This window comes from Agromyces sp. NPDC058484, from assembly GCF_042720415.1.
In the GTDB taxonomy this organism is placed as follows: Bacteria; Actinomycetota; Actinomycetes; order Actinomycetales; family Microbacteriaceae; genus Agromyces.
The window spans coordinates 1-22,603 of sequence record NZ_JBHXMP010000009.1 but is presented as its reverse complement, the minus strand read 5'-3'; the positions used below and the strand labels follow the sequence as shown (position 1 = coordinate 22,603).

Genomic DNA, 22,603 nt, shown 5'->3' with positions numbered 1-22,603 from the left:
CTACGATGGTCAGCGCTGCATCCAACGGATGCCGCACGCCGATGTAGTTCAATGGTAGAACTTCTGCTTCCCAAGCAGACAGCGCGGGTTCGATTCCCGTCATCGGCTCTGAGCGGATATTACCTGATCAGGTCGAGGTTTTCGATGCCACATCGACGCCCCCGAGTTTGGTTTGTTTCGTGAGCCAGCTCCGCTCAACTTCGTGGGCTGACCACCCCGTGGTTATGTAGGTTGATCAGCTCAGCTGAGCAGGCGGGTCCGCGGCATTCGTGTTCGAACCGAGTGGGATGCCCCGCCCGTCGACGAGGACGGAGCGTTTCGTGCCCTGTTTGCCGCGATCCACGGGGGAACGGCCGCCGCGTCACCACCGCAGGGTGCTTTCACGATGCACCCGTCGACGGCGAGGTTCTCCAGTTCGAGGCCGATCATCTGGTCGTACGCGTTCGGGCAGAGCTGTTCCAGTTCGGTGAAGATGTCGGCGTCGATCCACTCGTCCCGGCGGTGCCGCAGGGTCGTCGCTGAACAGCTGGTGTCGGCGATCTTCGCGTACGCGGCGCCGAACACGAGGACCTGCACGAGCTTGTCGAAGATCACCCGGTCCGGGATCCGCGGCCGGTGACAGCCCAACGGGTGAGCGTCGATCACCGGCGGGATCAACGCCTCGAACTGGGTCCAGATGGGTTCGATGATGGAAGATGAAACAGCAGGCACGAGGCTCCTGGGACAACGACGATTTCTTCGTCGAAACCGTGTTTTACAGGCCTCGTGCCTGCCCTATCCGAACGCCACGCCGTCACCTATCCGCGCAACCTGTAACATCAAGGTACGCGCAGAACTCCCATCGACCCTCCCGGTGGACCCGTCATCTGCCCGACACTACCGGGTGCGGGATACTCGCGAGCACAAGCCTCGTCCTGCCCGAAACACCTACCGCGGCGACGCCAGCGTCGGGTACACCTTATCCAGGCTTAGGTTCGGATGCCCGTCACTTCAGGCCAGTCGTCGCGACGCTCTGGATAAAATACCGCTGCAACACGAGGAAGAGCGCGAGCATCGGCACCACGACCACCACGGCACCTGCGATCAACAATCCATAGTTGGTCGAGTGCTGCCCGACTGCGTATAGCGCCAGTGCCACAGGAAGTGTGTACGAGTCTTCGTTAGAGGCGACCACGGCCGGCCACATTAAGCTGTTCCACGAGGTGAGGAACGTGAGCACTGCGAGCGTCGACAGTCCCGGTAGGCACAACGGGGTGACGATTCTGCTGAAAATCCTCCATTCCCCGGCCCCGTCGATACGAGCCGCCTCGAGCATCTCATCCGGGATCGACATGATGAACTGGCGCATCAGGAAGACACCAATGGGTGCCACGATGAACGGGAGGATCAGCCCTGCCAGTGTGTCTACGAGACCAAAATTGCCCACCAGCACGAATAGGGGCACAAGTGTCACGACTGGCGGCACCAGTAGGGTGAGCATGACCAGATAAAACACCCACCGCGACCCCCTGAATCGCAGCTTCGCGAGAGCGTAACCGCACATGGTACAGAACACCAGGTTACCGACGGTAGTCACCACCGCTACGACGACGCTATTGAGTGCGAAGGTGCCGAACGACATCCGCTGGAAGAGCAGATGGTAGTTGTCCCAAGTAGGCTCAATCGGGAAAAAGGCGGGATTGAAGGTGACGATCTCGCTGTTCGGTTTGAAGGAACTCACAAGGAGCCACGTGAACGGCACGATGATCACCAGGAGCCCAAGAGCGAGCCCCAGCGAAATGACCAACCTCGACATCGAGCTGAACTGCTTCATGTCTTCGGCCTCAACAACCTGAATAGCAGGATGACGCCGGCGAGTACGCCAACAAAAAGTACATAACTAGCGGCAGATGCCGAACCGTAGTTCCCGAAGCCGAACTCTTCGAAGGCGTAGAGGGAAAGCGAGGATGTCGAGTCCAAGGGCCCGCCACGCGTCATGACATACGGCTCCTCGAATACCTGCCATACCCAGAGGCTCATGGCCACAGCCGCGAACAGGGTCGTCGGTCTGAGCATTGGGAGTGTCAGTCGATAGAAGCGCTGCCACGCATTAGCTCCATCGATCCGCCCGGCTTCGAGCATCTCATGCGGCACATCCTGCAGCCCCGCGAGAAAGACGATCATTATCATGCCGACATTGCGCCAGATCACGATGAAGATGAGCGAGGGTAACGCGGTCCCTTCGTTCTGCAGCCAAGCCTGACCGCCAACTCCAAAAAGGGCGAGTGCCTCGTTGAGGAGCCCGGAGTCAGGTGCGAGGATGAATCGCCACATCACTGAGATGCCGACGATGCTGGTCACGAAAGGAAGGTAGAATCCCACCTTTACCACCGTGCGGAACCGCGTGATACCACTGTTGACAGCCAATGCGAGCGCCAGCGCGAGCGCCAGAGTCACCGGTACCGATACGCCGACGTAAAGCAAAGTGTTCAATGCAGACCGCACGAACACCGGATCGGCTAACAGTTCGATGTAGTTCTCAAAGCCGACGACGTTGACGTTAAGAGGATTCCGTGTGTCACGACTACTCATGTCCGTCAGGCTCATCGCTAGGGAGCCAACTACCGGACCCAGCACAAACAAGAGGAAGAGTAGAACGAATGGAAGCGAGAAGCCCCAGCCGGCCAGTGATGAGCGAAAAGCGCTGCTGGGCCGGGCAGGGGGTTCGCTATTTCGGGAGGCCGTCTGGTTAGTTGCCTGTGCCAATGCGGGTAGCTTTCGCCTGGAGATCGCTGACAGCGTCTGTGACCGGGGTTCCACCCTTGACTATCGCCGCCACAGCCTCGTCGACCGCGGCGGTGATCTCCGTGATCGTGGGGATGGAGGGCATCGGTGTCGTCGCCTCCAACTGCTTACGGAACACGAGAAGTTCGGGATCGTTGAACACGGGTAGTTCCCACGCCTCGACGGATGCCGGGATGCTACCGGCGAGTTCGTAAAGTTTCTGCTGCGCCTCGGGCTGCGACAGGTAGTCGACGAATTTCCAGGCTGCATCGCGGTTTTCAGTGTCCTTGAACACGGCGAGGTTGCCACCACCATAGTACGAGTGCCCATTGACCTCGCCCGCGGGGAGCACCGTCACACCGAACTTGCCGTCCTCGAACCCTCCCTGAGTCAGACCCTCCAGCGTGCCGATGTCGTCAGGCCCTGCGATGAAGGATCCGATTACGCCTTCGCCCATCGCAGATTCCCACTCACCCCAGGCGTACTCGCGCGGTGCCGCAACTCTCTCCTCGAAGAATGAGCTGTAGAACGACAGGGCCTCTCGCCACTCCGGTGTGTCGAATGCGAACTCAGTGCCGTCGTCATTGAGCACTGCACCCCCTGCCTGCCATCCCATCGGGATCGCCGTGAATGCGGGCCAGTCCCAGCCCGACGGCGGGAGATAGATTCCGTACTCTGCGCCCGCGCCCTGCAGCGCCTTCGTGAAGGTCATCAGTTCCGCCCAAGTAGTGGGAGGCTTGACACCAGCCTTCTCTGCGAGATCAGCGCGGTAATAGTACGCGAAGGTGTCGGCGTACCAGGGGTAACCGTAGTTCGTTCCGTTTACGCCGATCATCTCCCAAGCGCTATCGAAAAACCGCGTGGGCGTCTCCATGCTGCTTGGAGTGATGTCGAGCGCCCCCGTGCCGGCGAACTCACCCATCCACGTCGTACCGATTTGGGTGACATCGGGGGTGGTACCGCCGGCAATGGCGGTTGCGATCTTGTCGTGTGCTGTTTCCCACGCGAGCGAGGTGACGTTGACCTTGACTTCCGGGTTGATGGCTTCGAAGTCCTCCGCGATCTCCTTCAGCGCATCGCCGCCAGCGCCAAGCGCCCAGACAGAGAGTTCACCGGTCGCCGGGCCGTCCGAGATCGGACCCGCCGCGGCAGAGTTCTCATCCGCTTCAGTCCGCCCGCATCCCGACACCGCCAGAAGAGTGATAGTTGCGAGCACTACAACTGTGGATTTCCTCCACTTGACCATCTCTGTTCTCCTCCCGGGGGAATGGCCGCATCATTGCGACCGCTGAGCAGCGCCATCGGACAGCTCCAGCGAATTATTGCACGTTCATTCAAAGATCGGGAATGGTCACGATCGAATGTTACAAGACCGTAATCTAATTCCTTGCACTCATCATCAAACCACGTACGTCAGGGCAGGGGATCGTCCATCAGTTCGCGAGCCCGCTCCATTAGGCCGATCGTGGCCAACGTCTCATCGAGCGGGCGCAGAGGTGATTCGATGAGCCCAGCACCGATGCAACGGGCAACTTCGAGCGCCTCCCAGAAGAGTTGCGTGTGCTCGAGTGCGGGCTCGTCGTACCTCAGTTCCTCACCATTGTGGAAACGAACGACCACCGGGCCAGGTTGGTAGAAGGGTGCCTCAAGCAGGAGGGTCGCCTTGGTCCCCGCGATGTATGCGGGCGTGGGAGTCGTGGCGAGCATAGAAGCGCCGACCGTCGCCAGACGATCAGCATCGTCGGGCATCAAGACGTCGAACTGTGCGATCACGCCGCGCCCAGGGTGACGCCGACCATGCGCCGCGACAACGCGTAGGCCCGGTATTGCCTCGTTCGCAAACATCATTGTGTAAAAGCCAAGATCGTTCATCGCACCGCCGCCCTGGTCGGGATCCATGGCGCGATGATCGTCTGGGTGCCGGTCGCCGAGGTTCGCGTGTGCCTCGACAACTTCTCCGAGCAGGCCAAGCTTGAGTACCTGCCGGACCACAGAATAGCGAGAAAGCGCGAGGGTCCACGCGGCCTCTATGGCAAAGAGTCCCTTCGCGCGTGCGAGGGCCGCGAGAGCCCGCGCTTCATTGAGTCGCGGTGTCATCGGCTTCTCGACCAGCACCGGGCGCCCAGCCTCGAGGGCGAGCGCGGCGTGCGCGAAGTGATCGAGATGACCCGTCGCCACGTACACGACGTCGACATCGGAGGCAACCAGTTCCTCATACGATCCATGAGCACCTCAATGTCGTGGTCGAACGCGAATGCCTCGGCGCGCTGAGAATCTCTAGATCCGACGGCTACGACCCTCTGAGCAGTGAACTCCTTCAACGAATCGACGAATCGAGCGGCGATCCAACCGGATCCAAGTATCCCCCACCACAGGGAACCAGAACCTAAGAGTCGAACCCCAGCCGGCACTTCTCGAGCAGCCAGAGCCAGAACCCCTGCTTGCCCTCGCGCCGATCCGAGCGCGCCATCATCGCTGAGGTGAAGCTTATGGCCGGCCACACGAACGGTTCGGGAGGGAAGGGCGTCGGTCGGCGGCGGACGAGCTTCGTACGCACGCGCTCGCTATCCTCTCCGTTCAGGAGATCGAGTACAACGTCGGCTGAAAAGCGGGTCGCTGCGACTCCGAGCCCGGTAAATCCAGCTGAGGTCGCGATCTGCCCGTGACCGGCCTGGGTGAAGAAGGAGAAGAATCGGCTGCAGGTGTCGATCATTCCGCCCCAGGCGTGTGTGTAGTGGATGCCTGCAAGCTGCGGGAAGATCACTCCCATGTGAATGGCGAGCCGCTCGAAGGAAGACTCACTGACATCGTATTCAGGCTTGACCTTCCTGCCGAAGTAGTAGATCGCGTCATAGCCGCCGAGCAGCAGGCGCGAACGCCCCTCGCGATCCTGGAGGAGCCGCATGTAATGGAAGCGGTTGTTCAGGTCGGCTACGCCCTGTTCGGTCGCCCAGCCGAGGCTCTCCCGCTGCTCGACAGTGAGAGGCTCCGTCACGATGGCGTAGTCGTAGACCGGCACGGTGAACAGCCGCGAGCGGCGCAACAACGAAGGGAATCCGTTCGTCGCCAGCGCGGCCCGACGTGCGCTGATCCGCCCGCCGGGGGTCTCTACGACGACCCCGGCCCCCCGACCGCTGCTCCTCACCCGAAGCGCGGGGGTGTGCTCGTGGATCCTGACGCCCAGCTCTTCGCAGGCGCGCACGAGGCCCTCAGCAAGTTTGACCGGGTGGAGCACGACACCCTCCTTGGTCGCCCACCCTCCGACGCGAGCCGCAGCCGTGCGCACCTGCTCCTGAAGCTTCTCGCCCTCGAGCAGGATCACCGATTCGTCTGATTCCGCGAGTTCTCGCAGCGACCTCTCCTGGTGTGGTTCGGTGGCCAGCTTGATCACACCGTGGGGCCGCACATCGCAGTCGATGTCGTAGCGCTCGATCGTCTCGAGCAGCTCTTCGAGATTCTGCTCGCCGAGGCGTTTGAGGAGTCGCTCCTCTCCGGGAACATGGATCTTGGCGTTGGCGCTCCCGTGGGTGAGGCTCGGCTCGCAGAATCCGCCGTTCCGGCCGGAGGCCGCCCACCCGATCCGCTTCGCCTCGATCAGCACCACGTCCTGTTCCGGGTAGCGCTCCTTCGCGCGCAGCGCCGTCCACAGGCCGTTGTAGCCGCCGCCGACGACCACAAGGTCGGTGACCGTGTCGCAGGAGAGTGCGGGCGAGTCCGCCGGAAATCCGCGGTCATCGAGCCAGAAGGGCGTGTGCGCCGCATCTGCGAGACGCGAACGGATCTCTCGGATGTCGGCGGCCGCTTCGGCCATCTCAAAACTGGTCGGACGCTGCAAGAGTTGCCTGCTCTCCTCGGATCGGGCTTGCGGACAACCGGCTGCTCGCGAGTCGAGCAGCCGGTTGATGCGGGTTGGTGCCGGGCCGCTTAGGCCGGGCGGAATCCCGTGGTTTCCGGCGGAAGGGCGTGGCGAATCATGAGGTGCCTGGTGACCGAGTAGTCGAGCAGCGGCTCGATCGACATGTCCTTGCCGAAGCCGGAACCCTTCACTCCGCCGTGTGGTGCTTCCGAGGCGATCGGCAGGTGATCGTTGATCCAGGTGACGCCGACGTCGAGCTGGTGGCTGACCCGGATGGCACGGGCGACGTTCTCGGTCCAGATCGAGGATGCGAGGCCGTACGCGCTGTCGTTGGCGAGGCTGAGCGCATCCTCTTCCCCTTCGAAGGGGAGAACGACGAGGACAGGGCCGAAGATCTCGCCTTGGACGATCTCAGAATCCTGAGCGGCGTCGACGATAAGGGTCGGCGGGTAGAAGTTGCCAGGGCCTTCGGGCACCACACCACCGGTAACAACCCGCGCGCCTGCCTCGACGGCGCGGCTGACGAAACCGTGCACGCGGTCGCGGTGATCGGAGGTGATGAGCGGGCCGATGTCGGTAGTCGGGTCCTCCGGCGGGCCCACCTTGATCTGCTCGAGCTTGCCACGCAGAGCGTCGACCGCCGCATCGTATTGCGCGCGCTGAACGTACACGCGCGTCGCCGCGGTGCAGTCCTGCCCGGTGTTGTAGGTCGCGCCCATCGCGACTGCGTGCGCCATCGCGTCGATGTCGGCGTCGTCGAACACCAGCACGGGGGCCTTTGCCGCCCAGTTCCAGGTGCACTCGCTTGACGCCATCGACCGCACCACGCATGACGGCCTTGCCGGTCTGCGTCGACCCAGTCACGCTCACCATGTCCACTTCGGGGTGGGCGACCAGCGCCGCACCGATCTCGGCATCGCCGGTCACGACGTTGAACAGACCCTTCGGAAGTCCGGCCTCGATTGCAAGCTCGGCGAGACGCAGCGTGGTCCGGGGGGTCATCGGTGCTGGCTTGACAACCACCGCGTTACCCGCGGCGAGCGCGGGGGCACATTTCCACATACCCATCATGAGCGGGAAGTTCCACGGGGCGATGCCGGCGATGACACCGACCGGTCTCCGGGTGAGAATCGACGTGAAGCCCTCGCTGAACCGACCGGCACCCGTGCCGTCGAGCGATCGAGCCGCGCCCGCGAAGAAACGCAGATTGTCGACCGCGAACGGAATCTCGCCGTCATGGATTGTAGTAAACGGCACACCGCGTTCTTCAACCTCGAGACTGGCAAACTCCCTGGCATCACGCTCCAGAAGCTCAGCGAGCTTCAGCAGAACCCGTGCTCGGACGCTTGGCGTCGTGTCACCCCAGGCGACCTGGGCCTCGGCAGCGGAGCGGACGGCGGCCTCGACGTCTTCAGTGCTTGACTGAACAATGGACGCGAATGCCTCACCGGTCGCCGGGTTTACCAAATCACGGACGGGTCCGTTACCGACAAATTCTCCTGAGATGTAAGTGCCGAGAATTCGGCCAGAATAGCGGTCTTGTGTGCTCATGATGCGATCCTTTCGAGGAGGGTTGCCGCGCGGCCGAGACCGTCGCGTTTGCGGATTGACTCGCCGATCCCGCGCAACCGCTGGCGCAGGTCGGTGTCAGCGAGCAGCTCTTCGGCCGCCCGCCTGAGTTCTGGGGCGGTGAAGCCGTAGGTCGACAGCCGGCGGCCGAAACCGCACTCACTCACGCGTTGCGCGTTGTCGTGCTGATCCCAGAAGAGGGGCAGCAGGATCATCGGCTTGCCGAAATGCATCGCCTCGGTCACCGTATTGTTGCCGCCGTGGGTGATGACCAGATCGACCAGGGGGAGGATCGTGGTCTGCGAGAGGAAGTCGGCGCCCCACATGTTCGATGCGAGCTCGATCTCCTCGCCGAGCGGCCCCTTCGAGACGATGATGTTCATCGGCACACCGGCGAGCGCGTCAATGACCCGCCGCATGAGCGCGACGTCAGCGCTTCCGAGAGATCCGAGCGAGAAGTAGACGAGCGGAAGGCTGCCGTCGGTGAAGGAGTCGGGGAGCTGCGGTGCCTCCTGCTCCGTCTGGCGCACCGAGGAGTCCAGTCGCTGCCAGGTCGAGTCGAGGGGGCGCTCCTTCGTGTAGTCGAGTTCCTCGGGGTAGACGTAGAGATTGAGCGCCCCGGAATGGATGAACTCCATGTCTGGCAGCGGCCGCGTTCCCTGGGACTGGACCCATTCGTTGTAGTTCTCCCAGAGCTCGCGGTGAGTGCGACGATAGGATTCCCGGAACGCCGGCCATTCCTCGGCGCGGTCCATGGCGAGGCCGCCGAGCAGCGGCGGGATCCGGTCGCAGGGCTCGACCTCGAGCGGGTTGCAGGAAACGATGCGCACATAGGGCACGCCGGCGGTGACCATCGCCGGGAAGGTCAGTACGTTGTCGATGATGGTCACATCGGGCTTCACGCGGTCGACGATGGCACGAAGCTGAGGCTCGCAGTATTTCGCACCATCGATCAGCGCCTCCCAGATCGGTCTGACCACCGTCACCAACTGCTCGTCGGTGGGCTTCTGGAGTTCGGGTGATATGTCTCGGATGTAGTTCTTCCAGAACTGCCCGGCGTCTTCCTCGACCGTGCTGTCGGGCGGAGGCTCAAGGTCTACGAGATCCTCTTCGAACCCGTGCGCCGCGAGCTTCCCCTCCCATGACGACTCCGATGCGAAGACGACCCGGTGTCCACGTTCCAACAGCTGCTGGCCGATTCCGATGCAGTTGTTGGTCGGGCCGTATGCGCTCTCGGGCATGAAGAGGAACGTCCTTGGTCCACTCATTACTCAGCTCCTGTCCTTTTCTTCCACGAATGTTCAGGGTCGGTACCCTCGGGCTCGCCAAACGTTGGTAAGCGTCTTCCTGTAGCATCTGTGATGCGTTCAGTGAATCCGCTCGCCGGCGCGCGTATACGAAGCTGCGATTCGGAGAGACATGGCCCGGCCCAAACAACAGGACAAGCGCCGTAGCGAGTTGATTCTGGCAACCCAGCGGGTGATCGGGCAGTTCGGACTCGATGGAGCGAAGCTGGCTCGAATCGCCGGCGCAGCGGGCCTCACCCCGGGTGCGGTGCTCTACTACTACCCGGATACCGAGGAATTGGTGCTCGAAGCGATCAACTCGAGCATGGCCCGCTTCTACGAAGAACGCGCACGGATGCTCGAGAGTCTGGATGACGACCCCCCGCAGCGAATGGTGAGCATGATCGAAAACGGTCTTCCGGGCAGCCGGGACGACGTCGATGTGCGGCTCTTCTGCCAGCTGGGAGGCGCCGCAGGCGCGAATCAACTCGCGGCGACCCTGATTACGACGCTCTACGATCGGCAGGTGAGCCTGTACCAGGTGATTCTCGAGCAGGGCCGTGCGCGCGGCATCTTCGGAGGGAGCAATCCGTCGCTCGAGGTCGCCCGAAACATCGTCGCACTCGAAGACGCCTACGGATACCGGATCGTGGCAGACCATCCGACGATCACCAACGAGGTCGCTGCGAACCTCTTGCTCGGTTATGTCCGCGCCGAGACCGGGCATCCACTTCCCCGGACGGGAGCCGAGGGTCCACGCAACTGAGCGCAAGATGCACACCATCGGGCAAACCTCCTGAACATCTTCGAATGCCGATTATTGCATGAGTATGCAAATAACTGCAATCCCACGAAAACGCGGAATTTCAACCAGTTTGTGACGCTCACTGAAGTCATGTTAAATGTAAAGGGTGAGCACGATCACATTCCTCGGCACAGCCGCCGACGGACCAGAGCAGACGTTGCAGGGCGACTCGCCGATGCTGGGACGCGTGGGCGTCGAGCTTCACGGCGAGCGACTCCAGTGGCGAGTTGACGGCGTCGAGTCGCCCCCGAGCGCAGGTACCGGCATCCCCTCGGCCATCCTGGATCGCGTCCTCCGGACGAGCTCGGCTCGGCCCCCACGTCTGAGGGAGCGCGCCATCACCGCCGACCAGACACACACATCCGTGATCGTCGATGAGAGCTGGGTGGTCAAGATCGTCGGCCTCTGGGGCGCCGCAGATCGCTCCGCAACGGTGCTCTCCCGACTCCAAGCTTCCGAAGCAAGCATCACACCCGACTTCGCAGGCGCACTGGCTTGGCAGCATCCGGAACATGGCGACAGCGTGATCGCGCTCGTCTCCGCATTCGTGCCTGGCTCCGCAGACGGGTGGACATGGGCGGTCGACGATGTGCTCGCCTTCCTCGAGCACCGGGCCGACCGCCCGACCTGGCCGGCGGAACTCGGTCGCATCACCGGCCGGCTTCACGGGAGGTTGCTGCTGCCGGAGGCGGAACCGGGAGGACCGGCCGATCCTCGGGGTGGCGACCGCAGCCGCGCCTCGCACATGCTCGAACGAGTCCTCGACCAGTCCAACCCGACAAGCGCATCGGGGAGGCGCCTGCATGCACGCAGACCCTCACTCACCTCGGCGATCGCCACTATCCCGAGCTGCTCCTCCTCGCCGCTTCTCATCTCCCACGGCGACCTCCACGTCGGGCAGTTTCTGCGGACTTCATCCGGCGAGTACTTTGTCATAGACTTCGACGGCAACCCCCAGTGGACCGCTGAGCAGCGGCTCGCCCCCGACGGCGCTGCTCGCGATGTCGCCCACATGATGGCCTCCATCGATCTGGTGGCCGCGGCGGTACAGCGCAGGCTCGGCAGGGCAGACGACCGAGCTTGGACCTGGAGCAAGGACGCCCAGCAGGATTACCTGGGTGCATATCTGTCGGTAGCCGACCCGGAATGGCTCGACGCAGCTGCGCTCCCCGGATACATCGCAGAGCAGCTGCTCACTGAGATCGACTACGCCACCGTGCACCTGCCGGCGTGGCACTACGCCCCGGATGGCGTCATCAGCGCACGATACCCAGCCACCACCGACAGTTCGGAGCAAGCATGGAACCCAGTAGCTTCATCGACGACCTGAACAGGGTCCCCGAGGAGCTTCATCGCGTCGCCGACGCGCTCGAGGCCGGGCTCCCGCGCCTCGCCGAGGTCGAGCGGATCGGCCGCGACGCCGCCGCGCGGGGGAACGGAGTTCCGCGCGTGCTGCTACTGGGCATGGGGTCGAGTAACTATGCCGCCGACATCGTCGCGCGCGAAGCGCGCGAATCGGGTGCGCACGTTGTGGCAGAGCTCGCCAGCACCCGCCTCCTTCCCTCTGCAGCTGAAGACCTCGTCGTGGTCGCTATCTCGGCGACCGGCGGCAGCGTCGAGATTCTTGAGGCAATGCAGCCCTACGACCGGTCGGGGCGGCTGATAGCCATCACGAACAAGCCGCAGTCGAAGATCGCCTCGATCGCAGGTCTCACCATCGAGCAGCACGCAGGGGTCGAGGTCAGCGGCATTGCGTGCCGCACATTCCGGCACACCTTACTCGTCCTGCGGGCAGTCGTCGCAGCCTTGCATCCAGCTGGTCATCCGCTCCGCCAGTGGATCCCCCAGCTCCCTCCCCTTGCCCGCGCGGCGGCGGCCGCGAACGAGTCGCTGCTCAACACGAAGGACGACTGGATCCGGCCCGTTGCGAATGCTCTGGCCTCTCAGACCGGAACCTGGGTGCTCGCCCCAGTCGAACGGATCAGCTCTGCTCGCCAATCCGCGCTCATGATACGAGAGGTGCCCCGGCACACAGCCTACGCCTCTGAGACCGGCGATTGGTCGCACGTCGACGTGTACCTCACCAAGACGCAGGACTATCGGGCACTCGTCTACGCCGGTTCGGCATGGGACGAGCAGGCACTGGGCTGGATGAGGGAGCGCAGGTCACGATGGGTCTCGGTCGGCGGAGATCTTCCCGGTGCCGAGGCGACGGTGCGCTACCCGGGCGACGACGACCCACGCATCGCCCAGCTCTCCGAGCTTCTCGTCGCCGAGCAAGTCGCGGCTCACTGGTTGGAGCATCCCGATGTTCCAGCGAGCACGCCTGAGCGACGGGCAGGCTGATCTCATGCACGAGCGCACCGGACTCCAGGCGGAACCGAGAGACCTGATCGACCTCGACCGGCTTCTGCGATCGTTCTCCGAGGTGACATCCGATCCCTCAGACCCCTCCCAGCTGGTGGTGTTCGGCACCTCCGGGCATTGCGATACCTCGTTGAACGGGTCATCGAACGAGGCCCACATCGCGGCGCTCTCAGCAACAGACGTCGCCGATGCAGAGCCCGCGGGAGATCAGATCACGGCTGTGCTGGCGTCGGCTCCCCACAACGGCGCACCGGTCGGAGGCCGAAAAGTGCAGGCCGAACACGCCTGGTTCGCGGGCCGACCGAGCGGCACCGAGGACGTGATGAAGATCCACGCCGAGTCATTCAGGAGCGAGGTGCGTGGTCGGGGCGCGATGCTCGCGATCGAGTTCGCAAAGCCGAGGATCGTCGAACCTGCTCCGGACGCTGCCAAACAGGTCGCCGCGTACGCCAACGCCCGAGGCGTGCTCACCCTCACCGCTGGTGCGTACGGGAACGTCGTCGGGTTGCCGCTACCGCTGGTCATCGCCGAGGACCTGCCCGCCGATGGGATCGACGTGCTCACCTCCAGGATCGAGGCTCTCCAATGACTACCCGCAGCTTCGCGCCACGAGACGGTGCCCTGGTCGGTGTCGCCGAGGACACGACGGTCGACGAGCTCTTCGCGATCGTGGACCGCGCGACCGCCGCCGCACCGACTTTGGCCGGTGTCGCGCCCGCCGAGCGCCGGGGATGGCTGGACGCCATCGCCACAGCCGTCGAGGCCCACGCAGACGAACTCGTCGAGGTCGCTGACACCGAGACCGCGCTGGGCGCTGCACGGCTCCGGTCCGAGGTTGCGCGCGTGGCCGCCCAGCTGCGCTTCTACGGGCAGGTCGCCGCCGACGGCGGCTACCTCGGCGTCACCATCGACCCGGCCACGGCGACCTCGCCACGCCTGGTGCGCGTCAACCGTCCGTTGGGCCCCGTGGCCGTGTTCGGATCCAGCAACTTCCCGTTCGCGTTCGGCGTACTCGGCAACGACACCGCCTCTGCTCTCGCCGCCGGCTGTCCGGTGGTGGCCAAAGCGCACTCCGCCCACCTGCTCACCTGCCTGCGGCTTGCCGAGATCGCCCGCGACGCGCTCCACGACGCCGGTGCACCTAGAGACGCCCTGTCGATCGTCGTGGGCCGGGAAACGGGGGCACGGCTAGTGGCCGTGCCGGGCATCAAGGCGGTCGGGTTCACCGGCTCGCAAGCAGTCGGCCTCACGCTGTGGCGCATCGCGAACGATCGCCCCGAGGTCATCCCGGTGTACGCGGAGATGGGAACGGTCAACCCCGTGGTCCTCACGGCCGCCGCCGCACCACGCCTCGAGGAGATCGCCGCCGGTTTCGTCAGCTCGTTCACGCTCGGCGCCGGACAGTTCTGCACGAAGCCCGGCCTGATGTTCACGCCCGCCGGTCTGCGGACGGCCGAGGCAGTGGCGGCGGCGCTGTCCGCCGCGGAACTGTCGACGACGATGCTCACCGCGGCAATCGCCGACAGCGTGCGCACCGGGTGCGACGAGTTGGTCGCCGCCGGCGCAACGATCGGCGCACGCGTGCGAGGCACGGGCCAGGGCTGGTCCGCCGGCGCAGCTGTGCTCACCGCTCCGCTGTCGGCGCTGAAGGCGGGCAGCCGGCTCCTCGAGGAGGTCTTCGGCCCGGTCGCGGTCGTCGTCGAGTATGCCGACCAGGTGGAGCTGACCGCCGGGATCCGAGCCTTGCAGCCCAGCCTCACCGCCGCCGTGTTCGGCGGCGGACCGGAAGATCCCGACATCCCTCCCGTTGTGGCGACTCTTGCTGAGAAGGTCGGACGGGTCACCGTGGGGGACTGGCCCACCGGAGTCGCTTGGACGTGGGCGCAGCAGCACGGCGGCCCCTGGCCGGCCACCTCCGCGCCCGCCGCCACGTCGGTCGGCGCCGCCGCCCTTTCCCGGTTCGTGCGCCCGGTCGCGTTCCAGTCGGTACCGGACGAGGCCCTGCCCACACCCGAGCGCACCGCGACCGCGGCCAGCAACCCGTGGCGCGTCCCGCGTCGCATCGACGGACGGGTGGTGGCACCGTGACCCTCCCTCTGGACGGCGTTGTCGTGGCCGACTTCAGCCGAGTGCTCGCGGGCCCTTTCGCGACCGCGACACTGGCTGATCTAGGCGCACGGGTCATCAAGGTCGAACGCCCTGGAACCGGCGACGATACACGAGCGTGGGGGCCACCGTGGACTCAGAACAGCGCGTCGTACTTCGAGAGCGCGAACCGCACCAAGGAATCGGTGCTGCTGGACCTGTCCCAGCCCGGCGACCAGACTCTGGCCCGTGAGCTGGCCGGCCGCGCCGACGTACTTGTCGAGAACTTCCGCACCGGGGCCCTCGACAAGTACGGTCTCGGCTACGAGCAGGTGCGCCAGGCCAACCCGGGCGTCGTGTACTGCTCGATCACCGGCTTCGGCAGCGGCAAAGGCGCAGGGATCGCCGGGTACGACTTCCTCGTCCAGGCTGTAGGCGGCTTGATGTCGATCACCGGCGAATCGGACGAGCGGGGCGGGTCCCCGGTGAAGGTCGGCGTCGCGCTCGTCGACGTGCTCACCGCGAAAGATGCCACCATCGGCATCCTCGCCGCTCTGCACGCGCGTCGATCCACCGGCCTCGGGCAGCAGGTCGAGGTCAACCTGCTGTCCAGCCTTCTCGCGTCATTGGCGAACCAGGCGTCGGCCTATCTCGCGACCGGCACCAATCCTGGACGGCTCGGCAACGCGCACCCATCGATCGCCCCGTACGAACTGCTGTCGTGCAGGACCGGATCGCTGGCGGTTGCCGTGGGCAACGACGGGCAGTTTCGCCGACTCGCCGAGACCCTCGGCGACGAGGGTCTCGCCGATGACGAGCGGTTCGCGTCCAACGCGGCACGCGTGCAGCACCGAACCGCGCTCATCACCGCCCTCGAAGTCCTGCTCGCCCGAGACGACGCCACGACATGGACCGACCGGCTGACGGCGGTCGGCGTCCCCGCAGGAACCGTCGGCACCATCGCTGACGGCCTCGCGCTGGCGACCGAGCTTGGGCTCAATCCCGTGGTCGAGGTAGGAGGCGATCAGCCGCCGCAGGTGCGGCACCCCATCACCTACTCTGACACCCCCGTCACCCGGTACACGGCGCCGCCGCGACTGGGCCAACACGACGACGACGTACGCCGCTGGTTACAAGAGGAGTTGCACCCATGAGCCGCACAGACCCTATGAAGCTGCCCGCCCTCGACCCCACCGACCCGGCGGGCCTGGACGACCTGCTCACCGATGACGAGAAGCAGATCCGCGGCGCCGTCCGCGACGTGCTCGACAAGATCGCGGAACCCTATATCGCGGACTGGTTCGAGAACGGCTCAATCCCGAACATCCGCGAGCTGACCCGAGAGCTCGGCTCCCTCGGCGTACTCGGCATGCACCTGGACGGGTACGGGTGCGCGGGCATGTCTGCCACCGAGTACGGGATCGCTTGCCTCGAGATCGAGGCCACCGACTCCGGCCTGCGCTCCCTCGTGTCCGTGCAAGGCTCGCTGGCGATGTTCGCAATCTGGCGGTGGGGCAGCGAGGAGCAGAAGCAAGAATGGCTGCCGCGGATGGCTGCCGGCGAGGTTATCGGATGCTTCGGCCTCACCGAGCCCGACGCCGGCTCCGACCCCGCCGCCATGACGACCCGAGCACGCCGCGACGGTGACGACTGGATCATCGACGGCCGGAAGATGTGGATCTCCAACGCGCCCTATGCCGACGTCGCGATCGTTTGGGCGCAGACCGACGATGGCATCCGCGGGTTCGTCGTCCCTGCCGAAACCCCCGGGTTCTCCGCACCCGAGATCAAGCACAAGCTCTCCCTGCGCGCCTCAGCTACCGGAGAACTCGTCCTCGACGGGGTACGCCTGCCCGGCTCAGCCCTGCTGCCGGAGGCGCGAGGACTCAAAGGACCCCTCTCGTGCCTGAACGAAGCACGATACGGGATCGTGTGGGGAGCGCTTGGCGCGGCACGTTCCAGCTTGGAAGCCGCCCGCCGCTACTCCCTGGAGCGCACGCAGTTCGGCAAGCCCATCGGCGCCTTCCAGCTCACCCAGCAGAAGCTGGCCGATATGTCTCTCGAATACATCAAGGGATACCTGCTCGCCCTGCACCTGGGCCGCCGCAAGGACGCCGACAACCTCCGCCCCGAACAGGTCAGTATCGGAAAGCTCAACAACGTCCGCGAAGCCATCGAAATCTGCCGCACCGCCCGCACTATCCTCGGCGCCAACGGGATCTCCCTCGAATACCCCGTCATCCGCCACCAGAACAACCTCGAGTCCGTCCTCACCTACGAAGGCACCGTCGAGATGCACACTCTCGTCCTCGGGCAGGTCCTGACCGGTGAAGCTGCATTCCGCTGACCGATCACGGCGGAACGTGCGTAGCGGCAGCGTCCCTACCTGTCAGGATCCGAGGACTCCGTCGAGGATGTCGATGGTGTCGGATCGACCTCGACGGCGGAGACGACGTAGCTCGCACCGGTGATCTGCTCATTGGAGTGGCTGCACGGCTTCATCACCGATCACGTCGAGCCGGGGGCAACGGTCATCACTGATGGCTGGAAGGGATACCTCGGCATCGACAAGCTCGGGTACGTCCACGATCGGCGCAGCCAACGCGCCGCGGCCGCCCGCGGCGAAGACCCTGGCGCGTTGCTGCCCGGCGTTCACAGGCTCGCCGCTCTGGTCAAGCGATGGCTGCTGAGCACGCACCAGGGCGCGGTCGAGCCCGCTCACCTGCCCAGCTACCTGGACGAGTTCGTCTTCCGATTCAACCGCCGAACCTCGCGCAGCCGCGGCCTGGTGTTCATGCGCGTGCTGGAACTGACCGTCGGCCACGACCCGGTCCGCTACCGACAACTCGTCAAGGCGCACCGGCCCCGCAGCATCCCGCCGATGCCGCCCGGCGCGACGGGGCACCCACCCAGCCTGGAACGCCCCCAGCAACGGCCCTGGCCCACGCGGCCCATACCGAACTCCGGCTAAATGGAGAGCCCAATGCCGCTATATCCCGTGAACGCAGGCATCCCGGATCTCTCAGACTCCTTTGGCTCCACCGTGTCCCTCATGCTCCGCAATTTGCACTCTCAATGAAAGATAGTGACTTGTCAAGTAGTGATCATCTCTATCGTCGGGTCCATGGACTGGGAAGGAGCGAAGTCATTCCGTTTGGCGCGGTGAGGAAATTGTTTCAACACAAATTTAGAGAAATGCTCTATGGTGTCGGTAGTGTCTGATTTTCGATGCGGAGGTTCAATGGCGAACACGATCAAGTCATCCGCGGTGACGAAGGCGGTCATCCCGGCCGCGGGCCTCGGGACCCGGTTCCTCCCCGCGACGAAGGCGATGCCCAAGGAGATGCTACCGATCGTCGACAAGCCGGCGATCCAGTACGTCGTGGAGGAAGCCGTCTCTGCCGGACTCGACGACGTGCTCATCATCACGGGCCGCAACAAGGGCAATCTCATGAACCACTTCGACGGCGTGCCTGAGCTCGAGGACACCCTGAAGCACAAGGGCGACGCGGCGAGGCTCGACAAGGTGAACCGGGTGACGGGTCTCGCCGATGTCCACTTCCTTCGACAGGGGAGGCCGCTCGGGCTCGGCCATGCCGTGGCGTGCGCTCGGCAACACGTCGGTCGGGAATCGTTCGCGGTGTTGCTGGGCGACGATCTGATCGATGAGCGCGACCCGCTCCTCGACCGTATGATCGCTGAGCACGATGCTCGCGGCGCGAGCGTGATCGCACTGATGGAGGTGCCCAAGAACTCGATCCATCTGTACGGCTGCGCCGCCGTCGAGACTACGGAGGATCGCGATGTCGTGCGCGTGACTGGCCTCGTCGAGAAGCCCTCGGCAGAAGATGCACCGTCAAGCCTCGCCGTGATCGGACGGTATGTGCTGCGCCCCGAGATCTTCGACGTTCTCGATGTAATTGAGCCGGGGAGGGGCGGCGAGATCCAGCTGACCGATGCGCTCAACCTCCTTGCGGAGGGCCACGGCGACGATCCGGTCTACGGAGTAATCTTCCGCGGTCGCCGCTACGATACGGGCGATCGAGCCGATTGGATCAAGGCGAACGTGCTGCTCGCCATCGATCACCCCGAACTCGGAGCTGAACTCGAGGAGTGGATCCTGGAATTCGCAGAGGCGCTGGGCGCGAACCGTGGCACTTCGTTGAACAACAACTCACTGCTGAGTTCGTTCAGGTGAGCTCGACGATGAATATCGAGAACATAGAATAGAAAGGTCGCGACATGACAACGACACGCCCCACGACGAAGTGGGTGATGCTAGGGCTTTCCTACTTAGTCCTCATCGCGGCGTTCATCCCCTACATCGGCTGGAGCGTCAGCCTCATCGAGATCTCCGACGAATTCTCACTGAGCGCGACGCAGGCGGGATTGCTCGGCTCTATTACCGCACTCGTCGGCGGCCTGATTCTTCCCTTCGCCGGCGTCATCGGCGACCGAGTCGGCATCAAAAGGATCATCCTATTCGGCATCGTCGTCTCGCTCGCCGGACAGCTGATCTTCGCATGGGCACCCGACTACACTCTGCTGATGCTCGGGCGCGCGATCAGCGGCTTCGGGGTCGGCCTCCTCTTCGTCGGTCCGTACACGATGGCGGTCAACTGGTTCGAGCGCGAGCGCAAGAACGGCATCGCACTCGGCATCATGTTCACCTCTGACGGCATCGGTACAGCCTTTGCACTCTACGCCTTCGCTATCGTGCTCGTCGCCTACGGCTGGCGCACCGGCTCCGTGATCGGCGGAGCCCTTCTTGTGCTCGTATTCCTAATCGCCGCGATCTTCTTGAAGGATGCACCCCGCGACGAGACTGCGGAGACGACTGTAGACGACTCAGCGCACGACGGCCGTTCGACCGTGAGCTGGCTGCTCAGCCGCAACGTGCTCTCCTCCGCAGCCTTCTTCATCGGCGAATGGGGGATCTTCGCGGTCGTCGCAGTGTGGATGCCGACGATCCTTATCGAGGGCGCCGGGTGGGATGCGGCGCTCGCAGGCCTCTTCTCTTCGCTCTACGTGGTCATCGGTATGGTCACCTCGATCGTCTTCGGCCTCATCTCCGACAGGCTCGGACGACGCAAGGCGATCGTCGTCGCGGCTGGCCTCGCTATGACCCTCTTTATGGGGGTGCTCACGGTGAGCCTCGCAAGCGGCAACTATGTACTCGTCGCACTTTGCCTGCCGCTCGTCGGCCTCGGCGTCTACACCGGCATGCCTCTTTCGCTTGCGCTCGCTGCTGAATCCGTGCCCACCCGCATGGTCGGCTCGGTCAACGGCTTCGTGCTCGGCATCGGCTTCATCGTCGGCGGCTTCGTCTATCCTTACGTCATCGGGGCTGTGAAGGACGCGACCAGTGACTACACGGGTGGATTCATTGCAATGGTCGTCTCGACCGGTGTGCTGAACTTCGTCTGCGCGCTGCTCGCGAAGGACGTGCACCGCACCGCACCGCAGAAAGTAGCGGTCGACGTGGCACCTTGACCCGGCCGCCTGCGTGCTTATCTCAGATTCGAACGGATCGTGGTGTTCTTGGCTCTTTGAAGCGTCCTGGGTTTAGTTCCGGTCAGTGCCCCGCGATCGCGAGCTGACGATTTCTAGCGTAGTAGTTCTCTTCGGTCGATCGGGGGTCTGGTAGTCGAGTGCTGCTGGAAGCGATGACCCCAAGCCGAGTTGTAACCTCCACGGCACTCCATTTCGTCTTCTTGTCGATCCAGCGCCGAAGCCGGAATGGAGAGCTGATCCCTCTCGCCTCCCACTGCTTCGCGATACGCGAGATCTCCGCATCTTCCTTCTTTGATCGAATGACGATGCCGAGCTTCGCGACAACTGTGAGGATGGTCAGCGACGACCCAGATGGCTGGGCATCGCTCGCGTTCTCATCGCCTGTAAGCAGTGCGCTGGGTGCGATGCCGGCATCTGTCACGGTTCACTCACGGTTTTGCCGAGTTCACCATGTCTCACCATGCTTCACATTTCGCGGGATCCCGCGGGTCGTGAGCCCGAGTGAAGGACTGTGATACGGCACTTAGGAACTTCTGCTTCCCAAGCAGACAGCGCGGGTTCGATTCCCGTCATCGGCTCCTCACAAATCGCCTGATCAGTCGCGTTTTTTCCGCATCGCAACGCACTGGCGAAATCCTCTGGTCGCCGGATATCGCGCGGAAACAGTCCACGGGAATCGGCGTCAACATGTTCGCCAGGCTGATCAGGGCTTTTCGCTACGACGAATCCGCGACTCTCGATTGCATAATGGCTCTCGCGCTCGTGGTCACTTAATGGTCACAAATTCGAGCGGCTCTCGCCTCAGCGAACTGACAACACCGTCGTCACCACTGCCTCGAGCACTGGATTTGCCGACGATGCGACGAGCTCGCGCGACAGCGGGGTCCGCACTCCCGATCCCTCCGTCGACAAGCAGGATTGCGCCGCGGGTGATCACCAGCAGGCGTCTTGAAAGAGGAGTAGATCCGAACGACGAAGATCGAGCGGCCGATGGTGCGGGAGAGTCGTCGCAGCGACGGTCGAACGATGGGTAACACCCAGAGCCCGAGCATGAACGCCCCGAACGGCGCCACGAGGATGATCATCGGCAGCGGCACTCCCGCGAGCCAGACGGGTCCGTCCGGCTCGGCCGATCGTGACGATGAACACGGTCGTTGTCAGTAGGAGGAACATCGCAACGGCCCGCTGAGGGATCGTCCGTGCGTCCCGGGCGGACCGGCTACCGGGCGGCCGCGCGCCATCGCCGGCGCGGCGAACGTTGTACTCACGCTTGGCGCGTGAGACAGTCGGGCGTGGACTCTATCGCTGTGTGGAACACCTTGGTCATCGGAGGCGCTGCAGTCGCAGCCGCAGGGGTCGTGGGCCTGGCCATATGGGTCAGGAGCCGCAAGCACCAGTCCTAACGGGATCCGTCAATGCGCCGGCGCGGCAGAGCTGCGCTGTCCGCGGATAGGGTCTGATCGTGGCTCGAAGGCGTGAACTCGCGGACGTCGCCGACGGCATCACCGGGCACGTCACCTTGATTCGCCCGCGAACCCGGACTGGCCGCTCGCGATCGAAGTTGCAGGCAACGGCGCTCTCCGAGCTCAGCTGGCTCTTCCGCGAACGACGGTATCTCCGGACGGCGCTCTCCGAGCTCAGCTGGCTCTTCCGCGAACGACGGTATCTCCGGTGTGGCTCGCTCGTGCGGCCGGTACCCGAGCTACTGCCCGGCTGGCGCCCACTTGATCTGTAGCAGCTCCCAGCGCTCGATTTTGATGCGCTCCGCACCGATCGCTATGAGCTTCTCGCGGGTGTGCGGGTGCAGGAAGACAAATGGTGTGCCGCTGCGAGCCAACTCGCGCAGCCGAGCGGCTGTCACGAAGTCCTCAAGTCGACACATACCGCGGGGCATGGAGTTGTTGATGCTCTCGCGGTAAGGCATCGTCGAGTCATACCTGTGGCTCCGAGGAACGAAATGAGCGTCGAACGATTGCTTGTTTTCGTTCCAGGCCAGCACGAAGAGGCCCGCAGGGGATGGCGATGTCCATTTCTCCGCAATGGCAACAACGACATCCGCGGACGCGTTCTCAAGTCGGTCGAAGGCGGGATCCTCTGAGAGACCAGCCGCTGCGGCCGTCACCTTCGCCGTTGCGAAATCACGAACGCAATCCGGGCCGGCCGCAGCCGCCACTGCATGTAGACCTAAGTGGGCAAGGCGACCCAGGATTCCCTCTCCAAATTCATGTGATCCAGGCGTCCGGTTGACGAGAGTATCCCAGCGTGTTGGCGGCCATGGAAAACTGCCCATAGGCGGTCACGAGAACTGCCCATGGATGGCCAGCAGAGTTGCCCGCTGGTGGCCATGAGTTCTGCCCA

18 protein-coding genes, 1 tRNA gene and 3 pseudogenes are annotated in these 22,603 nt (G+C 64.1%); 11 read left to right on the top strand and 11 right to left on the bottom strand.

Annotated features, from left to right (window positions below; translation table 11 throughout):
* Positions 1-37: 37 nt before the first annotated feature.
* Positions 38-108: transfer RNA gene (locus tag ACFWN7_RS09010), tRNA-Gly, on the top strand.
* Between the two features lie 142 nt (positions 109-250).
* Here ACFWN7_RS09010 and ACFWN7_RS09005 read toward each other — a convergent pair.
* From ACFWN7_RS09005 to ACFWN7_RS08965, 9 genes and pseudogenes are all read right to left on the bottom strand, one after another.
* Positions 251-711, bottom strand: a pseudogene (locus tag ACFWN7_RS09005) (IS5/IS1182 family transposase); the annotation flags it as partial.
* A 274-nt stretch (positions 712-985) separates the two neighbouring features.
* Positions 986-1,813, bottom strand: a complete 828-nt coding sequence (locus tag ACFWN7_RS09000) for a carbohydrate ABC transporter permease (protein ID WP_376938469.1) — start codon at positions 1,811-1,813, stop codon at positions 986-988.
* Positions 1,810-2,586 (bottom strand): carbohydrate ABC transporter permease, encoded by a 777-nt coding sequence (locus ACFWN7_RS08995; RefSeq protein ID WP_376938468.1) that lies wholly within the window; start codon positions 2,584-2,586, stop codon positions 1,810-1,812. Before ACFWN7_RS08995 ends, ACFWN7_RS09000 begins: the two co-directional genes overlap by 4 nt.
* A gap of 142 nt (positions 2,587-2,728) precedes the next feature.
* Entirely contained in the window at positions 2,729-4,009 is a 1,281-nt protein-coding gene (locus ACFWN7_RS08990) for an extracellular solute-binding protein (RefSeq protein WP_376938467.1), read from the bottom strand.
* 167 nt (positions 4,010-4,176) lie between these two features.
* On the bottom strand, positions 4,177-4,941 hold the full coding sequence (locus ACFWN7_RS08985) for a Gfo/Idh/MocA family oxidoreductase (protein WP_376938593.1): 765 nt from the start codon (positions 4,939-4,941) through the stop codon (positions 4,177-4,179).
* A 208-nt stretch (positions 4,942-5,149) separates the two neighbouring features.
* Complete coding sequence (locus tag ACFWN7_RS08980) at positions 5,150-6,598, bottom strand: NAD(P)/FAD-dependent oxidoreductase (RefSeq protein ID WP_376938466.1); 1,449 nt, start codon at positions 6,596-6,598, stop codon at positions 5,150-5,152.
* An 89-nt stretch (positions 6,599-6,687) separates the two neighbouring features.
* Positions 6,688-7,383: an aldehyde dehydrogenase family protein gene (locus ACFWN7_RS08975; RefSeq protein ID WP_376938465.1), complete on the bottom strand. Its 696-nt coding sequence runs from the start codon at positions 7,381-7,383 to the stop codon at positions 6,688-6,690.
* A gap of 97 nt (positions 7,384-7,480) precedes the next feature.
* Positions 7,481-8,170 (bottom strand): annotated as a pseudogene (locus tag ACFWN7_RS08970) (aldehyde dehydrogenase family protein); the annotation flags it as partial.
* The gene (locus tag ACFWN7_RS08965) at positions 8,167-9,174 is read right to left on the bottom strand and encodes a glycosyltransferase (RefSeq protein WP_376938592.1); all 1,008 of its coding nucleotides are present in this window, start codon (positions 9,172-9,174) and stop codon (positions 8,167-8,169) included. The gene ACFWN7_RS08965 and the pseudogene ACFWN7_RS08970, both read right to left, overlap by 4 nt.
* A 433-nt stretch (positions 9,175-9,607) precedes the next feature.
* On the opposite strand from ACFWN7_RS08965, the gene ACFWN7_RS08960 reads away from it, so the two are divergent.
* From ACFWN7_RS08960 to ACFWN7_RS08915, 10 genes and pseudogenes are all read left to right on the top strand, one after another.
* On the top strand, positions 9,608-10,240 hold the full coding sequence (locus ACFWN7_RS08960; RefSeq protein WP_376938464.1) for a TetR/AcrR family transcriptional regulator: 633 nt from the start codon (positions 9,608-9,610) through the stop codon (positions 10,238-10,240).
* Between the two features lie 145 nt (positions 10,241-10,385).
* A complete protein-coding gene (locus ACFWN7_RS08955; protein ID WP_376938463.1) occupies positions 10,386-11,609 on the top strand; it encodes a hypothetical protein in 1,224 nt (407 codons plus the stop codon).
* On the top strand, positions 11,579-12,625 hold the full coding sequence (locus ACFWN7_RS08950; RefSeq protein ID WP_376938462.1) for an SIS domain-containing protein: 1,047 nt from the start codon (positions 11,579-11,581) through the stop codon (positions 12,623-12,625). The genes ACFWN7_RS08955 and ACFWN7_RS08950 overlap by 31 nt, the downstream gene beginning before the upstream one ends.
* A gap of 4 nt (positions 12,626-12,629) precedes the next feature.
* Entirely contained in the window at positions 12,630-13,235 is a 606-nt protein-coding gene (locus tag ACFWN7_RS08945) for a hypothetical protein (protein WP_376938461.1), read from the top strand.
* Entirely contained in the window at positions 13,232-14,734 is a 1,503-nt protein-coding gene (locus ACFWN7_RS08940; protein WP_376938460.1) for an aldehyde dehydrogenase family protein, read from the top strand. Before ACFWN7_RS08945 ends, ACFWN7_RS08940 begins: the two co-directional genes overlap by 4 nt.
* Positions 14,689-15,885: a CaiB/BaiF CoA transferase family protein gene (locus ACFWN7_RS08935; RefSeq protein ID WP_376938459.1), complete on the top strand. Its 1,197-nt coding sequence runs from the start codon at positions 14,689-14,691 to the stop codon at positions 15,883-15,885. Before ACFWN7_RS08940 ends, ACFWN7_RS08935 begins: the two co-directional genes overlap by 46 nt.
* On the top strand, positions 15,882-17,078 hold the full coding sequence (locus ACFWN7_RS08930) for an acyl-CoA dehydrogenase family protein (protein ID WP_376938458.1): 1,197 nt from the start codon (positions 15,882-15,884) through the stop codon (positions 17,076-17,078). Before ACFWN7_RS08935 ends, ACFWN7_RS08930 begins: the two co-directional genes overlap by 4 nt.
* A gap of 141 nt (positions 17,079-17,219) precedes the next feature.
* Positions 17,220-17,612, top strand: a pseudogene (locus ACFWN7_RS08925) (IS1595 family transposase); the annotation flags it as partial.
* Between the two features lie 360 nt (positions 17,613-17,972).
* Positions 17,973-18,929: a UTP--glucose-1-phosphate uridylyltransferase GalU gene (gene galU, locus ACFWN7_RS08920; RefSeq protein ID WP_376938457.1), complete on the top strand. Its 957-nt coding sequence runs from the start codon at positions 17,973-17,975 to the stop codon at positions 18,927-18,929.
* A 44-nt stretch (positions 18,930-18,973) separates the two neighbouring features.
* Positions 18,974-20,224, top strand: a complete 1,251-nt coding sequence (locus tag ACFWN7_RS08915) for a nitrate/nitrite transporter (protein WP_376938456.1) — start codon at positions 18,974-18,976, stop codon at positions 20,222-20,224.
* An 82-nt stretch (positions 20,225-20,306) separates the two neighbouring features.
* Here the strand turns inward: ACFWN7_RS08915 and ACFWN7_RS08910 are convergent, their stop codons facing one another.
* Both ACFWN7_RS08910 and ACFWN7_RS08905 read right to left on the bottom strand, forming a co-directional pair.
* The gene (locus ACFWN7_RS08910) at positions 20,307-20,666 is read right to left on the bottom strand and encodes a hypothetical protein (RefSeq protein WP_376938455.1); all 360 of its coding nucleotides are present in this window, start codon (positions 20,664-20,666) and stop codon (positions 20,307-20,309) included.
* 1,281 nt (positions 20,667-21,947) lie between these two features.
* Entirely contained in the window at positions 21,948-22,418 is a 471-nt protein-coding gene (locus ACFWN7_RS08905; RefSeq protein WP_376938454.1) for a hypothetical protein, read from the bottom strand.
* Positions 22,419-22,603 lie beyond the last annotated feature (185 nt).

Bases quoted from the DNA above. Each gene is read 5' to 3' on its own strand.
- ACFWN7_RS09000 (WP_376938469.1), bottom strand. From the start codon at position 1,813: ATGAAGCAGTTCAGCTCGATGTCGAGGTTGGTCATTTCGCTGGGGCTC.
- ACFWN7_RS08995 (WP_376938468.1), bottom strand. From the start codon at position 2,586: ATGAGCCTGACGGACATGAGTAGTCGTGACACACGGAATCCTCTTAAC.
- ACFWN7_RS08990 (WP_376938467.1), bottom strand. From the start codon at position 4,009: ATGGTCAAGTGGAGGAAATCCACAGTTGTAGTGCTCGCAACTATCACT.
- ACFWN7_RS08960 (WP_376938464.1), top strand. From the start codon at position 9,608: ATGGCCCGGCCCAAACAACAGGACAAGCGCCGTAGCGAGTTGATTCTG.
- ACFWN7_RS08950 (WP_376938462.1), top strand. From the start codon at position 11,579: ATGGAACCCAGTAGCTTCATCGACGACCTGAACAGGGTCCCCGAGGAG.
- ACFWN7_RS08945 (WP_376938461.1), top strand. From the start codon at position 12,630: ATGCACGAGCGCACCGGACTCCAGGCGGAACCGAGAGACCTGATCGAC.
- ACFWN7_RS08940 (WP_376938460.1), top strand. From the start codon at position 13,232: ATGACTACCCGCAGCTTCGCGCCACGAGACGGTGCCCTGGTCGGTGTC.
- ACFWN7_RS08930 (WP_376938458.1), top strand. From the start codon at position 15,882: ATGAGCCGCACAGACCCTATGAAGCTGCCCGCCCTCGACCCCACCGAC.
- galU (WP_376938457.1), top strand. From the start codon at position 17,973: ATGGCGAACACGATCAAGTCATCCGCGGTGACGAAGGCGGTCATCCCG.
- ACFWN7_RS08915 (WP_376938456.1), top strand. From the start codon at position 18,974: ATGACAACGACACGCCCCACGACGAAGTGGGTGATGCTAGGGCTTTCC.